General features: G+C 41.1%; 21 protein-coding genes. 1 reads left to right on the forward strand and 20 read right to left on the reverse strand.

Features of this window, described 5'->3' with window-relative positions:
- Positions 1 to 29: 29 nt before the first annotated feature.
- The 13 genes from HFU86_RS19170 to HFU86_RS19230 all read right to left on the reverse strand — a co-directional run bounded on the left by HFU86_RS19170 (position 30) and on the right by HFU86_RS19230 (position 6,913).
- Positions 30 to 380 (reverse strand): hypothetical protein, encoded by a 351-nt coding sequence (locus tag HFU86_RS19170; protein ID WP_132497243.1) that lies wholly within the window; start codon positions 378 to 380, stop codon positions 30 to 32.
- 61 nt (positions 381 to 441) lie between these two features.
- The gene (locus tag HFU86_RS20255; RefSeq protein ID WP_132497244.1) at positions 442 to 717 is read right to left on the reverse strand and encodes a hypothetical protein; all 276 of its coding nucleotides are present in this window, start codon (positions 715 to 717) and stop codon (positions 442 to 444) included.
- A 20-nt stretch (positions 718 to 737) separates the two neighbouring features.
- Positions 738 to 1,229, reverse strand: a complete 492-nt coding sequence (gene rfaH, locus HFU86_RS19180) for a transcription/translation regulatory transformer protein RfaH (protein ID WP_132497245.1) — start codon at positions 1,227 to 1,229, stop codon at positions 738 to 740.
- 4 nt (positions 1,230 to 1,233) lie between these two features.
- A complete protein-coding gene (locus HFU86_RS19185; protein ID WP_132497246.1) occupies positions 1,234 to 1,428 on the reverse strand; it encodes a hypothetical protein in 195 nt (64 codons plus the stop codon).
- Between the two features lie 58 nt (positions 1,429 to 1,486).
- Entirely contained in the window at positions 1,487 to 2,851 is a 1,365-nt protein-coding gene (locus HFU86_RS19190; RefSeq protein ID WP_132497247.1) for a TrbI/VirB10 family protein, read from the reverse strand.
- Entirely contained in the window at positions 2,838 to 3,611 is a 774-nt protein-coding gene (locus HFU86_RS19195; RefSeq protein ID WP_187129917.1) for a TraK domain-containing protein, read from the reverse strand. Before HFU86_RS19195 ends, HFU86_RS19190 begins: the two co-directional genes overlap by 14 nt.
- On the reverse strand, positions 3,595 to 4,164 hold the full coding sequence (gene traE / locus HFU86_RS19200; protein ID WP_187129918.1) for a type IV conjugative transfer system protein TraE: 570 nt from the start codon (positions 4,162 to 4,164) through the stop codon (positions 3,595 to 3,597). Before traE ends, HFU86_RS19195 begins: the two co-directional genes overlap by 17 nt.
- Positions 4,165 to 4,177: 13 nt before the next feature.
- The gene (gene traL, locus HFU86_RS19205) at positions 4,178 to 4,483 is read right to left on the reverse strand and encodes a type IV conjugative transfer system protein TraL (protein WP_132497250.1); all 306 of its coding nucleotides are present in this window, start codon (positions 4,481 to 4,483) and stop codon (positions 4,178 to 4,180) included.
- Positions 4,484 to 4,508: 25 nt separating this feature from the next.
- Positions 4,509 to 4,874, reverse strand: coding sequence for a type IV conjugative transfer system pilin TraA (locus HFU86_RS19210; protein WP_132497251.1), 366 nt, complete (start codon positions 4,872 to 4,874; stop codon positions 4,509 to 4,511).
- A gap of 261 nt (positions 4,875 to 5,135) precedes the next feature.
- On the reverse strand, positions 5,136 to 5,303 hold the full coding sequence (locus HFU86_RS19215) for a TraY domain-containing protein (RefSeq protein ID WP_132497272.1): 168 nt from the start codon (positions 5,301 to 5,303) through the stop codon (positions 5,136 to 5,138).
- Positions 5,304 to 5,404: 101 nt separating this feature from the next.
- Positions 5,405 to 6,076, reverse strand: a complete 672-nt coding sequence (locus HFU86_RS19220; RefSeq protein WP_132497252.1) for a response regulator transcription factor — start codon at positions 6,074 to 6,076, stop codon at positions 5,405 to 5,407.
- A 136-nt stretch (positions 6,077 to 6,212) separates the two neighbouring features.
- The gene (locus HFU86_RS19225; RefSeq protein WP_132497253.1) at positions 6,213 to 6,530 is read right to left on the reverse strand and encodes a hypothetical protein; all 318 of its coding nucleotides are present in this window, start codon (positions 6,528 to 6,530) and stop codon (positions 6,213 to 6,215) included.
- A 2-nt stretch (positions 6,531 to 6,532) separates the two neighbouring features.
- Positions 6,533 to 6,913, reverse strand: coding sequence for a relaxosome protein TraM (locus HFU86_RS19230; RefSeq protein ID WP_132497254.1), 381 nt, complete (start codon positions 6,911 to 6,913; stop codon positions 6,533 to 6,535).
- A gap of 441 nt (positions 6,914 to 7,354) precedes the next feature.
- On the opposite strand from HFU86_RS19230, the gene HFU86_RS19235 reads away from it, so the two are divergent.
- A complete protein-coding gene (locus tag HFU86_RS19235; protein WP_336431783.1) occupies positions 7,355 to 7,840 on the forward strand; it encodes a transglycosylase SLT domain-containing protein in 486 nt (161 codons plus the stop codon).
- A 102-nt stretch (positions 7,841 to 7,942) separates the two neighbouring features.
- Here the strand turns inward: HFU86_RS19235 and HFU86_RS19240 are convergent, their stop codons facing one another.
- The 7 genes from HFU86_RS19240 to HFU86_RS19270 form a co-directional block, all read right to left on the reverse strand.
- On the reverse strand, positions 7,943 to 8,809 hold the full coding sequence (locus HFU86_RS19240; protein ID WP_187129919.1) for an LPD29 domain-containing protein: 867 nt from the start codon (positions 8,807 to 8,809) through the stop codon (positions 7,943 to 7,945).
- A gap of 75 nt (positions 8,810 to 8,884) precedes the next feature.
- A complete protein-coding gene (locus HFU86_RS19245; RefSeq protein ID WP_132497257.1) occupies positions 8,885 to 9,364 on the reverse strand; it encodes an antirestriction protein in 480 nt (159 codons plus the stop codon).
- Positions 9,365 to 9,828: 464 nt separating this feature from the next.
- Positions 9,829 to 10,356, reverse strand: a complete 528-nt coding sequence (locus tag HFU86_RS19250; protein ID WP_132497258.1) for an N-6 DNA methylase — start codon at positions 10,354 to 10,356, stop codon at positions 9,829 to 9,831.
- Between the two features lie 9 nt (positions 10,357 to 10,365).
- Positions 10,366 to 10,638 (reverse strand): hypothetical protein, encoded by a 273-nt coding sequence (locus HFU86_RS19255; protein WP_132497259.1) that lies wholly within the window; start codon positions 10,636 to 10,638, stop codon positions 10,366 to 10,368.
- A 37-nt stretch (positions 10,639 to 10,675) separates the two neighbouring features.
- On the reverse strand, positions 10,676 to 10,918 hold the full coding sequence (locus tag HFU86_RS19260) for a hypothetical protein (RefSeq protein ID WP_132497261.1): 243 nt from the start codon (positions 10,916 to 10,918) through the stop codon (positions 10,676 to 10,678).
- A gap of 95 nt (positions 10,919 to 11,013) precedes the next feature.
- Complete coding sequence (locus tag HFU86_RS19265) at positions 11,014 to 11,352, reverse strand: hypothetical protein (RefSeq protein ID WP_132497262.1); 339 nt, start codon at positions 11,350 to 11,352, stop codon at positions 11,014 to 11,016.
- Between the two features lie 96 nt (positions 11,353 to 11,448).
- Positions 11,449 to 11,700 (reverse strand): hypothetical protein, encoded by a 252-nt coding sequence (locus HFU86_RS19270; RefSeq protein ID WP_132497263.1) that lies wholly within the window; start codon positions 11,698 to 11,700, stop codon positions 11,449 to 11,451.
- Positions 11,701 to 12,305 lie beyond the last annotated feature (605 nt).

Raw genomic sequence — 12,305 nt, forward strand, 5'->3', positions numbered from 1 at the left:
ATTAAATTCCTCGTTTCTAAAGATGATAATTAGTGGTTAGTTTGAGATTTTTTATACGCTTCAATGTATTTTTGATAATCATCCACAGTGACGTTTTCAATCACATCACCACACTTGAGCTTATTGGTATTTAATAGAAACACCCCATTATCAATATTGATTTCAATGAGTTGGCATTGGGTTGAATAATATTCTCCTTTAATTACATTTTTTTCCGTATCTTCATCATCAAAAGTGATGGCATAGAGAGAAAGCATACTGACAGCAATGACAACTATGCCCGTCGCAATTTCAGGCTCTTCCTCTTTAATGGCCCAAATCAGCGCTACACCTAAGAAAAAAATTGCAATTAAAAGTATTGGAAAAGTCATTGATTCCATTGCTAGTTATCCTTGTAAGCTTTAATTGCCCTGAGATAATCATCCAGCGTGACATTTTCAATCACATCACCGCATTTGAGCTTATTGGTATTGGATTGAAATCAATATTGGTTTCAATGAGTTGGCATTGAGTTGAGTAATATTCTCCTTTGCTCACATTTCCAGTCTGTTCACCAAATATACTGTCATACAATCCGAAAAGGCATATAGCCACAACCGCGCCCGCAACTGCGCCAAAAATACCTTTAGTTAACTCATCTTCTATAAATGAAGTAAATATAGCTAAGATAAATATGACAGTAAAAAAAGAACCAGCAATCGTATACAGTATCGACATAATTCTTTTCCATCCCTCAGCTATTTGATGGTTTCAAAGTTACGATTATCAACAACACGAGGAACCTCTTTGTTGAGGATATTCAGGAGTAAGACTGAACGGGCTTCACCATCTGGCTCGCTGTATATCGCACGAACACCTTGATAAACACCATCATAAATGACCACTTCATCCCCTTTTTGAGGCAATTGCTCACTCACCTCTTTCATGAAATTCGGCACCATTAAGGACGCAATAATTTCATCGGGAACCAGTACCGGCAACTTGCCAAAACGCACAAAGTAATTAACACCCCGCGTTGAATTAATGGTCGAGAAGTGAATGATTTCATAATCGAATTTCACAAATAAATAGTTAGGAAACAAAGGTTCCATTACTTTACGCTTACGGTTTCGCACCATTTTTTCGGCTTCATAGCGCGGAGAAAAACAGTTCACCCCTTGACGCTCAAGGTGTTCAATCGCCCGTAAATCTTGTCCTGTCTTGCAATACAGTAAATACCATTTATCCATGGTGTTAATGCCCTTGGTGCTCTGCATTCAAAATTTGCACGACCCAAACACTTAATGTGCTGTAAACCGCTAAAAAAAGCCCCGCATCCCAACTAAAATGCGCACAGACAAACAGAAAGGCAGGCAAGATAGTCAATAACGTTATCAACATGACTGGTATAGACACGTTGAATGTGAAGAACGAGGTCGGCTTTTTCATCAATAAGACCTGAATGCGAAAGAAGAATGAAAAGGTCAGAGCAGCCTGACCTCACGGTTTATTGTGGTAACGGATCTGCAGGGATAGCATCGCCCATCGAAATACGCTCCAGCGCCTGTTTCGAAACAGTGATGCCGTTATTCACTGACTCTTTTAGAGTGGGGGAATCGGCATTGCCTTTTTTGGCTTTATTCATCTCTTCGATGAATTTCAATTGAAAGCCTTCTTGGAATACCACGGTGACTTCAACCCCAGCCCCAATGGGGATAACGGGGTGGTATTGCTCAGCCCGCTTAATGAGGTATTCCGACACCATTTTCCCCGACTGTTGAATCCCACCGCCGACACCGCCTCGGGCCACATCCCCAAATGAGGTGGTGTTACTGGCGCCCATTCCGACGGAGGTAGAACCGACTTGAGAAATCCCAGAGCCCAGTGCATCAATAAATCCGCCTGCAAAGGCATACCCGACCAATTGACCATTACGAATAACGGGTTCGCCTTTAATGCCGTTTTTCCCCATGAAGGAGACATGCCCTTTAAACGGCATATCCACGGTGTGTCCCAATAATTTGCAGGACAAACGGTCTGTGCGGACTAACCCTCGCTCACTGGAAATATCCCCATACACACCCGCCGTCACCGCACACCCACTCAAATCATACTCTTCGTCATTCGGCATAATCAATTTACCGATAAGCCGAAACTGCATGGGAGACGGGTTACTGTTTCCCGTGACAGACGCATTGGCATCAGCCCCTTCAATCACACTCGCTTTGGCAAAACTGCCTGACGGGATATACGGAAGTGGGGGTAATTCCACACGCACCTGATCGCCTTCATACTCAAAGGTCATTGACTCCAAATCTTGCTTCAACACCGGATTAATATTGATTTGAGGTTGTCCCACCGGATATTGTCCTGCTGGGTAAAAATTGGTTGGCGGCGGTATAATCGGTTGGTTTGCTCCCGTATTTAACGTGGGTAACTGCCCTGTCGGTAACGGCGGCGGTTGCGGTGACGGTAACGCATTGCCACCGTGGATCATGCCATTGCTCATGTCCGTCAACTGCTCTTGCAAGGTGGTTAAATCGTTATCTTGCTCCGCAATCTTGTCTCGATAGGCTTTGTTTTCCTGCTCAAGCTTTGCAATACGCGCATCCACCTGCTTCATCTTCTTGTCCATTTGCGATGCGGTTGACTGCAAATCCGCCATTGCCGATTTACCGACATTTTTATCAAAGGATGAAGAGACAACCCCTGTCATATTGGGAGCAGGACGAGATTGCTGAGAGGATGACTGTTTTGGCGCGGGCGGTAAACTCATGTACCATGCTGCAGCCCCAACCCCCGATAAGCCCAAGGCTAACAACACAAATATCACCGTCTGCTTGCGTTTTGCTTTGACATTAATATTGGCCATCGTCCACCTCATTACTGACGGTTAACCACACCGTTGCCGTGGCCCCCGCCAGAACTGTTTCACTGTAGGGATAGATCACCACAGAGCGCACACCGGATTGGTTGAACAAACGCTCTGACAAGGATTTCGCTACGGCGCTGGTATTACGAACATGTAATTGATACACCCGCAGTCCGCCCCCGTTCCACATCGTGTCGGCTGACACGGTATACCCTGACGGCAAATGAAAGTTAGGCACCGCAATCACAGGCGCGGCAACAAACCCGTTCGGCAATTCACCATTCAGTAAGGCTTTATGCAGGTCAATCAGCATCTGAGGGTACGGCAATGAACGCTCCCAGCGTTTCGCGGCAACCTGCGGAGCGGGTTTGTTCGATATCAATTGCAGGACACGACCATCCCGTTTTTTCGGCACGGCCACCACGGAAACCGTCAATCCCCCTGCTGTTCTGACATAAAAGGTAAACGGCGTCGTTTGGGCGGTCATTAAGACAACCCCACCGTTTGCGGCACCTGCAGTACCTTTATTGTTACCGTTAATAAACATCCCTTGCGCACTATCAATTCCCACCACTTTGTCGCCCGGCACCACTAAGAGATTGGGTTCACTGTTACTGAACTCCACTTTCACTTGTGCATCTGGTGATACGGGAATTTGGGTGGGAAGCTGGGTGACAGGTTCAGCACTGGCGGGATGCAAAACACTGCTAATGAACAAGGCTAACAGTGTCCCCATCACCTTGTTATGGTTTGTTTTCATCAATGATGTCCTCGAAACTGATGACTTCGGTTATGCCATTTTGATATTTCACATGCAGTCGGACTTTTTTGAATTCAGGCAACGCTTCGCGTTTTCCAATCCACGTTTTCAGCTCACCTTGAATATCGACAATGCCGTCAACGGGGTAGACTTCCATTTTTGAGAGATAAAAGGCGAACGTCACATTGTTACCAATCACTTCTTTCGCCTCGACCGACAATACATCTTGCATTTCTGGCCGTGATTCTTTTGCCACATAACGCAAGAGCGACTGGTGATTGGCTTTCACCGATTCAGGACTGACGTTATAACGCAGATAAATCAGCGACTGGGCGACCGATTCAAGGTAGTTAGCGTCGGCATGTGAACGCGTCAAGGTAAAAGGGGTGTCGAAAAACATCGGAATATACGTTTCTTGTCGACTGTTTAACAAATCATCTAATCGTAGCCACGCAAAAATATTGCCCGTTAAACTCAAGCCCAACATAAAGGTGAGAGAGACAAACAGTAACGAGGTGTATTTTGTGGCGGACTTTGCTGCGCTCAGTTTCATGCAGCCTCCTTCCTTACTTTAAATAGAGTCTAAACGCAGATTCAGGGAGAGTTTTGTAAATGCTTTTAAAACAATAGGCGGGTAAATACCAATAACAGGCGTTCAGTAACCAGAGACTGCCACGCCCTTTTTTAAAATACCTCAGTGCATACCAGAGCAAGGCGCCAGCAATTAAACCTGACATCGACTCACCTTCATAAAAGCCCCATAACATGGGGCTGAGAAGAACAACTGCTTCATCGTTGGGTAAAGGAAGCATGCCGCCTGGCTGGGATAACGTCTGAGGAAAAAGAAAACGTGCTGCACGTTCATCTTCCATCATTAATCCTTAGCAAATTGAAAAATTACGCCGTTGGCGCGCTACCAATTAAACCAAACACTATCTTAGTCCCCACAATGAACACTGGGATCAGCAATAATATTGCAGGATTCTGCGATTTCATGAACGCAATGAAAATCAAAAGTGCTTCAGCGATCATGATGTAGTACATCACAGAGGATGTAGCGCCAAACGTATCCTCTGCATCCTTAGTTCCCGCTTTTGCCAAATCTGCAGCTTGGGCAAAACCGCGTGCAGCTATCCAAAGAATAAGCGGCGCCACCACATAACAGTAAATAGATTTTGCCGCTTTGGTATTCAATGACTGCCATGCACGCGCGAAAACACCCTTGCGCTTTGTGACGGGTGAATCAATAACAATTTGATTCATAGTCTGTCCTTATTAATAAAAAGCCTGAGTTAAGTGTAAATAAAGAATTATCTACAACAATGAGAGCTTATTAGCTCGCTTTATTCCCGCGATATTAAAACGACAAGTAAATATCGTCATAATAAGCAGAAATAAAACGCGGTAATATTCCCTAGATTTAGGTAAAGCTACCGCACCGGAATGCATTACCATTTTTTAGGCAAAACAACCCCGTTGCTGTGTGTAATCAACAAAGAAAATAAAAACTAATAATTTTGAAATTTAATATTTAATTAACAGCTCTTGGTAATTTCCTTCAATCTGTCCAACTAATCTAAGGTGTTCTGACAGTCGTAAAACTGCTTCAACTTTTTTAGAGCGTCGAGATTGCTTAGCCGATTCAGTTAATAAACGGTTAGTTTCAGCGCTTATAGGGACACTTATAGTGATCGGTTTATATTTTTTTCTTTCATGGGAGTCTCATTATTATTAACCATAAATTTATCATATATAAAAAATTCAATCTGTAAACCACCCGACTCGGGGGGTTGTTATTGATACTTTTCAAGAATAAATAGAGGAATAAAACAATCCCAATTAAGTTGAAATGCAACATCTGATAATAAATAACGATTAAAAACATTCAGCCGACTAGCACCAAGTATTCGACTAACATGCTCTTTTATTGTTTCAAGGCTTCGTTCCATAATTAAAGCTATCTCTGGATTAGTTAACCCATGAATAACAAGCCATGCCACTGTCCATTCTGTACTGGTTAACAACTCTAATGGATTTATGTTTTTTAATCTTTCCATTGATATGGATAAATTTAATTTATTATAAAATCCATCTTTCCTTATAGTTAATTTTGAATTGAAAATTCTATAATTAATATTAGAACTTTGCATGTAATTATATATTTTTAGTTTTAAGATATTATTTTCATGAGAAAAAATAAGATCAATAACCTCCATAGCGATCACAACTGGATATGATTGATGCTTAACTAATTCAATCGATGAAATATTAAAGCGCTTATCTTTCTTTGGGATTTTTAGAGAGTTTAAAATTGAAGGAAGCTCCTCATGAGAGCTGCATGATAAAACGTGACTATCTTGGTCAAGAATTATCCAGAAGTATACGTTATTTAAAAAATCAGGTTGATTTTCTCGAAAAACAGCTTGTTTTATCGCATCGAGATCAATAGGATCATAAGTAGACATGTAACCGTCTCCTAAATTGGGGTTATGTGTTTAGCTCAATAAGGGAGCTGAGAACTCCTTTATTGGGCGATTCTTAATTTTTTACTTAAGCAATATTAATTACTTAAGATAAATATACCTATATTTACATATTAAATCAATCATTATATTCAATAAAAACAGCATCTCCATATGCTATTATATAGCTAGAAATCCAACTACTTCCAACAATCTGAATCGGGCCAGTTTCCACCCTAAAATTAATAACTGCATTCCCTCCATTTTCAATGGAAATATCTATTAACTCATTTTTTAAATTTTCATCTTCATTTGAAAACTTACCAGCAGAAACTGTTAAAGATGCGCTAACTAATCCTATATTATGTATTTTCTTTACATTATTAATCGCACTTCCAATAAAAACCCTTTTATCAAAATGTCGACTTATTTTGGATTTACTATCAAAGAATCCCATAATCAATCCCCCTCATCTGGGAAAAACTCCCCCAACATCAGTTGAGTTCGCTCTTTAAATTGTTCTATATATTCACGGTAATCATATCGGTTATCATCTTTAATTTCTGCGAGGTCAAACATCATTCTGAACATAACCTGAATACACTGTCTAGATTTTGAAGTTTCCTCTAAAATTTGTTTTTTATAACGCTCTTCTAAAGTTAATCCATCATCACTTTCTTTTTCTTTATCCAAGTTCTCAACAACTCTCAAGCCTATATCTAAAAGTTCAGCACTGACATTTGAAATACTTGCATCAGCACCATCATTTTTCCTTTTATCAACAATAGCTCTTATTCCGTCTAATGTTTTTTGCTTCATATATATATGTTGACGTGGCATTCGTTTTTATTTCCTCGTAATTCAAAGCCCACCACTGTGGGTCTTAAAGCCAAAATCAAAAGCCCACAATGAGCCCACCTTTAAAGCACATCAATTTTACTTTCATAATATTCAGTATATTACAAAGCCCATCATTAGCCCATCAATTTCAATTAAAAATTTTAACCCCATGATATTAATAAAGATACCCACCAAAAAACCACCTTTAGACCATCATTATCACACTTAAATGGGCTAATGGTGGTCATTAAATGATGCTTTTGTCAATTTTCGCATAAAAATAAAATGATAACATGCTGTATTAAATATAAATTCTTGCAAAACGAAGTTTTGCATGGGGTGTGAGTTCTTCCTGTCTGAGGAGCATATTTATTGCTTCTCAGTTCTTCTGGCTTGTCTAAAAATAGTGCTTTATTTTTTTATTCAAATGGGGGACTCTGAGTGCAGAAATATCATTATTTAATGAGGTTCACTATGCGAATAATCTTTATTCTCATTGCGTTATTTGTTTCGCCATTTTCATTTTCCTATGATTGCTATGATAAAGCGGGTAATGATTACAAAATTGACCCAGATTTATTACGCGCGGTCGCATTTCGGGAAAGCTCATTTAATCCTAATGCCATTAATCAAGCCTCATCGACTCGCTATGCTATCGGACTCATGCAAATTCACTCACAAAATTTTGGCGAATTAGCCCAATATGGAATTACCGAAAATCATTTAAAACAAGATCCATGCATGAATATTTATACAGGTGCATTTTATTTAGCGAAATTCATTCGAATACAAGGGGACGTCTGGAAAGGGGTAGGCGCTTATAATGCAGGACTCAAAAAATCAATCGAGCAAGAACAGAAAAGAAATCAATACGCACTGGAGATCTATCACATTTATCTAAAGATTAAAGAAAATAAATCAACTTAACGCTGTTGTTTTTTATTTTTATAATTATAATCTTGTTTGATATTAAGCAATGCATGTGGCTTAGTATTAAAAAAAGAAACGCGCCTATTGGCGCGTTTTCTTTTAATAGGTTGTTTCACTTAATACGCGGTGAATTTCTCCTTGCATCCCATTATTCCCTCTGGCTTGATCTACACCCACATTCCATAATTTACCGTGGTGAAAATTTTCAACGGTCATAAGGCTAATATCAAAATGATAAAACTCACCGTGTTTGTTAATTAAAAACTGTATTGCCATTTCTATTTTTTCATCGCTGTAATTGCGATCGGTGAAAACATAATCGACACCACCATAAATCACGTTAAAGGGGGTATTTTCATTATAATGATAATCTTCATAAGCGTTAAAATGTCCCGTTTTATACTTCAGTAAAATTGAGTTAACGTTATCGACAGTTGGACCATCCGTCCATGAAATAGTATACGACGTATAATGACGCATTCGAACAGAGAATTTTGTTTTAGGAAAATGCTTTTTTAAATCTACACGGATATTTTTACCGACTAATTTAATTTCACTGTTTGATTTTGATCCGCGTTGTGTCAGGTGTGTATATTTTTCATTATGTCGCTGTAATTCGACACCTTGATTAAATTCAAGTTGCTTTTGTTCTTCTTCGGCTATTTTAGTTTTCTCAAAAGCATCCGCTTTTTGAATGAGTGCTTCTATTGTTTCTTTATCAACACGGTCATTTTCAATTTGCCATTGGATACCGTGTAAAATACTTTCCGGTAAACGTTGGGTTTTCCCACCGTTAAAAAAGACGATATCAAATTCCGCGTTTCCGCCAATGACCATAATGTCATGAATATTTTGGATACTTTCCGGTTTTTGCTTTCCATGAATATTAACAATCACCCCTTTACCCAGATTATATAAATTGGTGTAAACAACTTGTCCGATAGATAACTGTGTTTGCTGTTCCATATTCTTTTTTCCTTTACCTAATACGTTAATGAGTTTTAAATGACGCGCAAGCCTGAAACTTGCGCGGTGGTGTGATTAATCAATGGCTCTAAATATCGTGGATTGGGACTCCGCAGATAAGGTAAAAATAAACTCACGCAATTGGTAAAAATAAGCAGAAATACGCTCAAAATCGTCCTGTAATCCCTTTTCATGAGTCAAAAATGAGAAATGACTCAACATCATTAAAGTGACAATGATCCCCGCTTCTTTCGCCGTGACCTCGTCCATAAAGCCGTTTGGGGTCGTAAGCATGTAACCTCTTGGCGGTTGTAGATAAAACCCGCCATTCGACAAATGATAAAAATCCCAAAAGCCCCCTTGATAAGCGATAGCATGTTGGCTCATGTAATTAAAAACGCTGCGTTCAAAGACCTGACACTGTGAACGGAGCTTTGAAAATAAAAAATCCAAACGGGCTTGCGGTTTTGTCACTTCAATTGCAGTGATCCGCACTTCGTCTTTTCCATTTCTTTCGTTAGATTCTTGAGCTGCAAGATGTTGCTGTTGTGGCATTTTAGTGTCCCCTTTGCGTTAATGATTTCTTTCGTTGAGTTCCTTCGTTGCAAAGGGCGGACAGAGACGAAACGAGGAAGCAAGCAAGGGCGGAGACAACATTGTTGGAAAGCGCAGCGGCAAGAATGTTGGCGGAGTGCATTTTACCCTTGCTGGATGACGCAGTGAGGCTATGTTTAAGCCCAAGCGGAGGGACACAACGAAAGATTAACAACTCACAGACAGAAAATGACGCAACCCGACTTGCGGCGAGAGAATCGAATCGCAAGTCGTCGTTAGAGCTTAACAACGTTAAGCGGTCATTTCAGGGGCAGCTCCCAACGGGAGCTTGCACCCCAGCCCTTTGCGCCACGCGTCAGCGTAAAAAGGCGCAGGGGTTGATATTGTCGGATTGAGCCTGGCTCGATGCCAGGATTAAGCCGATGCGCGAAAAGGGGAATAAATCCCCTTGAAAATAACGTGAATTAGGCTGTGAAAAAGGATTTAAAGCGGAATGAATTTAGCATTAACATCGGGGTATACAGTGTTTGTCGAACCTCTAGCGTTAAGCTGTTACCGATATTCACAATGGCAGGTATCCCCAATAATGCCAGTTGGACGTAACACATTCGGGCGGCGACCTCATCGATATCGGTACACACCGCTATCATGTGCGTTTGTGGGTTATACCCTTGCTGTAAAACCGAATTGGCACAAGCAATCCCCATCCCACCTGCACCGCACGTCGGCTCACTCACACTGATATAGCCATTTTTCTCAATGACCGCCGCACAATCTCCGGTGATGAGATCACTCATGAGCTGGCTAACATGGAACGGGGTAAAAAATTGCCCCCATGCCCCCTCGCCTAGCTCCAGCGCCATAAACACCGCCCCTAAAAAATCGGTGGCTTGTTGGTCTAAAGCATTAACGCAAATTGCGAGTAATTTAGCGAATACATCTAAATCGGCTCTTTCATAACGCGCAATCACGGTAAAGTAAGTTTGTTCCAATTCAGGGCATTATTTCACGCTGTTTTCTAATGAAATGGCTGCAACATGGATAAAATCGCGGAATACGGTTAAACGACTGTGAGATCGCGCGGTTTGGTTAAAAAGTTGAATAAATTCTTTGTGAAAGTCGCGGTTTGACGTGGGATTAACTATGACTAAATGCTCTTTTTCGACCGTTTTTTCGGCTATTTTCTGAGCTTGACGGGATAACTCCGCGTTAACAGGGCTTGTTTTTTTCACAGATTGGCTTAAATCCACATCAAAAAAACTCAATTGTGACATATCGATACTCCAAAAAAAACAGGGGCAGTGAATTAACTTAAATCCACGATTTACGCAGTTCTAAACAGCGCAACAGTTGCCCCAAACAATGATTATTCATCGCAGGGATACGAACGGGCTGTTTTCGCTTAAGTTGTTTGTCGATATGTCGCGCCATTGCACGATAACACGGCTCAATATCACTGATTGCCATATCGTGGCGCATAACTCGGCGTTTGGGTATGGCGGACATTTTGGACTTTACAGGGTTGGCAGCGTATGCCATGATGTTTGCATTCATCGGAGTTTCTCCTTTGAGTTGATGATATGCCTTGAGTTTCTTCCTGCAAAAAAGCGTCTCAAGGCACGGATTAAGCAGGCGAAAGCCTGCTTTTTTCATTGTTGTGCGAGTAATCCCGCACAACGCACACGCGACACAATTTGCGCGTGAGATAACGTTGAACCATCTCTAAACGTGAAATAACGCCCATCCACTTTGACAAAAATGTCCGTCACGTTCCCCAACACCATTTCTTGCAATTTAAATGACTCCGTATTGTTATTGCCTTGCCAATCCAATGGCGGCATGACAGATAAGGCATCCATAAATTGCGATAACGTGATTTCTTTGGGTGCGGTTTTGGCGGCTTGTTCGCGTCCTATCCAGTACATCATTTCCGCGCTTTGCGCTTCTTGGTAAGGGTCTGTTTCGTACTGCTCTAATGCGTGATACATACTGTTTCTCCTTTTAGGTTTTCGTCATTGAATCAATATCGAACTGGCTCGATATTGAATAGCGCGTTACGATTTCGCGCTATTCAATAGGTCGCTTTAAACATATTGGTGAAGCCTTTTTTTAAATGGCTTAATGTGGCTTTCACTGATTAATTCTCGGTAAGTTAAATCGAAATGGGTTGTTCCATCCGTCAATATGTAGCGATAACGGGTGTTCATTTTTTCAGTGAATCGCGTTTTTTTCAGAGAAGTGAAAAACTCATTAATTGAATCAAAGTGATAAACTTCATACGCATCCTCGGTGGTGCTCTTTTTATTCGTTTCTGAAAATAAAACTTGATAATTCATATTGATATTCCTTGTTTTGGTTTTAACCCATCTTTCTGAAGATTCAGGAGCGGCGGTGTTGACGTTCTCCGAAGACATCCTGGTTTACCTGCAAGTTTTAATACATCTCTCTGTGAGTTCTTTCGCGGCAAGGGCGATGAAGCAAACAAAGGAAAGGTTTTGCAAGGGCGCAATGCGGCGAAGCGAACCCTTGCAAGATCTTGAGTTTGGGTGCGAAATACACGCCCTAGCGAAAGTACTTACGGAGAGATAAAAGCGATAGGTAAGGATGAATTCGGCCGACACGCAACGCGTGGCGTCCTTAGAGGCCGTGCGAAGCACGAAATGCCGTGCCGTTAGGTTTCGCTTGCTATCCGAAGGACAGAGACGCGTGCGGCTCTGCGGAAACCCATTCGTAAAACGAATAGTGTTGGAGTGTAGGCGACAGCTCGAAGACATCGAGTTGCCGTAGGAACCCATAGGTCGTTGTGTCTTTTTTAGGATAAATTAGTTTCAATGCCTTGTTATTACGATGAATAATCCACTTTACCTCGTTTTTTTACTCAACCCTTTTCTTAGACCTAATCTACTCATTTTTAATTAAGTCCACAGTTTTTCTCCTCTAA

This window comes from Providencia sp. JUb39, from assembly GCF_012272845.1.
Taxonomy (GTDB): domain Bacteria; phylum Pseudomonadota; class Gammaproteobacteria; order Enterobacterales; family Enterobacteriaceae; genus Providencia; species Providencia lanzhouensis.

What these genes read in the sequence shown, in the direction of transcription:
- HFU86_RS19170 (WP_132497243.1), bottom strand. Translation starts at nt 380, where the DNA reads ATGGAATCAATGACTTTTCCAATACTTTTAATTGCAATTTTTTTCTTA.
- HFU86_RS20255 (WP_132497244.1), bottom strand. Translation starts at nt 717, where the DNA reads ATGTCGATACTGTATACGATTGCTGGTTCTTTTTTTACTGTCATATTT.
- rfaH (WP_132497245.1), bottom strand. Translation starts at nt 1,229, where the DNA reads ATGGATAAATGGTATTTACTGTATTGCAAGACAGGACAAGATTTACGG.
- HFU86_RS19185 (WP_132497246.1), bottom strand. Translation starts at nt 1,428, where the DNA reads ATGAAAAAGCCGACCTCGTTCTTCACATTCAACGTGTCTATACCAGTC.
- HFU86_RS19190 (WP_132497247.1), bottom strand. Translation starts at nt 2,851, where the DNA reads ATGGCCAATATTAATGTCAAAGCAAAACGCAAGCAGACGGTGATATTT.
- HFU86_RS19195 (WP_187129917.1), bottom strand. Translation starts at nt 3,611, where the DNA reads ATGAAAACAAACCATAACAAGGTGATGGGGACACTGTTAGCCTTGTTC.
- traE (WP_187129918.1), bottom strand. Translation starts at nt 4,164, where the DNA reads ATGAAACTGAGCGCAGCAAAGTCCGCCACAAAATACACCTCGTTACTG.
- traL (WP_132497250.1), bottom strand. Translation starts at nt 4,483, where the DNA reads ATGGAAGATGAACGTGCAGCACGTTTTCTTTTTCCTCAGACGTTATCC.
- HFU86_RS19210 (WP_132497251.1), bottom strand. Translation starts at nt 4,874, where the DNA reads ATGAATCAAATTGTTATTGATTCACCCGTCACAAAGCGCAAGGGTGTT.
- HFU86_RS19220 (WP_132497252.1), bottom strand. Translation starts at nt 6,076, where the DNA reads ATGTCTACTTATGATCCTATTGATCTCGATGCGATAAAACAAGCTGTT.
- HFU86_RS19225 (WP_132497253.1), bottom strand. Translation starts at nt 6,530, where the DNA reads ATGGGATTCTTTGATAGTAAATCCAAAATAAGTCGACATTTTGATAAA.
- HFU86_RS19230 (WP_132497254.1), bottom strand. Translation starts at nt 6,913, where the DNA reads ATGCCACGTCAACATATATATATGAAGCAAAAAACATTAGACGGAATA.
- HFU86_RS19240 (WP_187129919.1), bottom strand. Translation starts at nt 8,809, where the DNA reads ATGGAACAGCAAACACAGTTATCTATCGGACAAGTTGTTTACACCAAT.
- HFU86_RS19245 (WP_132497257.1), bottom strand. Translation starts at nt 9,364, where the DNA reads ATGCCACAACAGCAACATCTTGCAGCTCAAGAATCTAACGAAAGAAAT.
- HFU86_RS19255 (WP_132497259.1), bottom strand. Translation starts at nt 10,638, where the DNA reads ATGTCACAATTGAGTTTTTTTGATGTGGATTTAAGCCAATCTGTGAAA.
- HFU86_RS19260 (WP_132497261.1), bottom strand. Translation starts at nt 10,918, where the DNA reads ATGAATGCAAACATCATGGCATACGCTGCCAACCCTGTAAAGTCCAAA.
- HFU86_RS19265 (WP_132497262.1), bottom strand. Translation starts at nt 11,352, where the DNA reads ATGTATCACGCATTAGAGCAGTACGAAACAGACCCTTACCAAGAAGCG.
- HFU86_RS19270 (WP_132497263.1), bottom strand. Translation starts at nt 11,700, where the DNA reads ATGAATTATCAAGTTTTATTTTCAGAAACGAATAAAAAGAGCACCACC.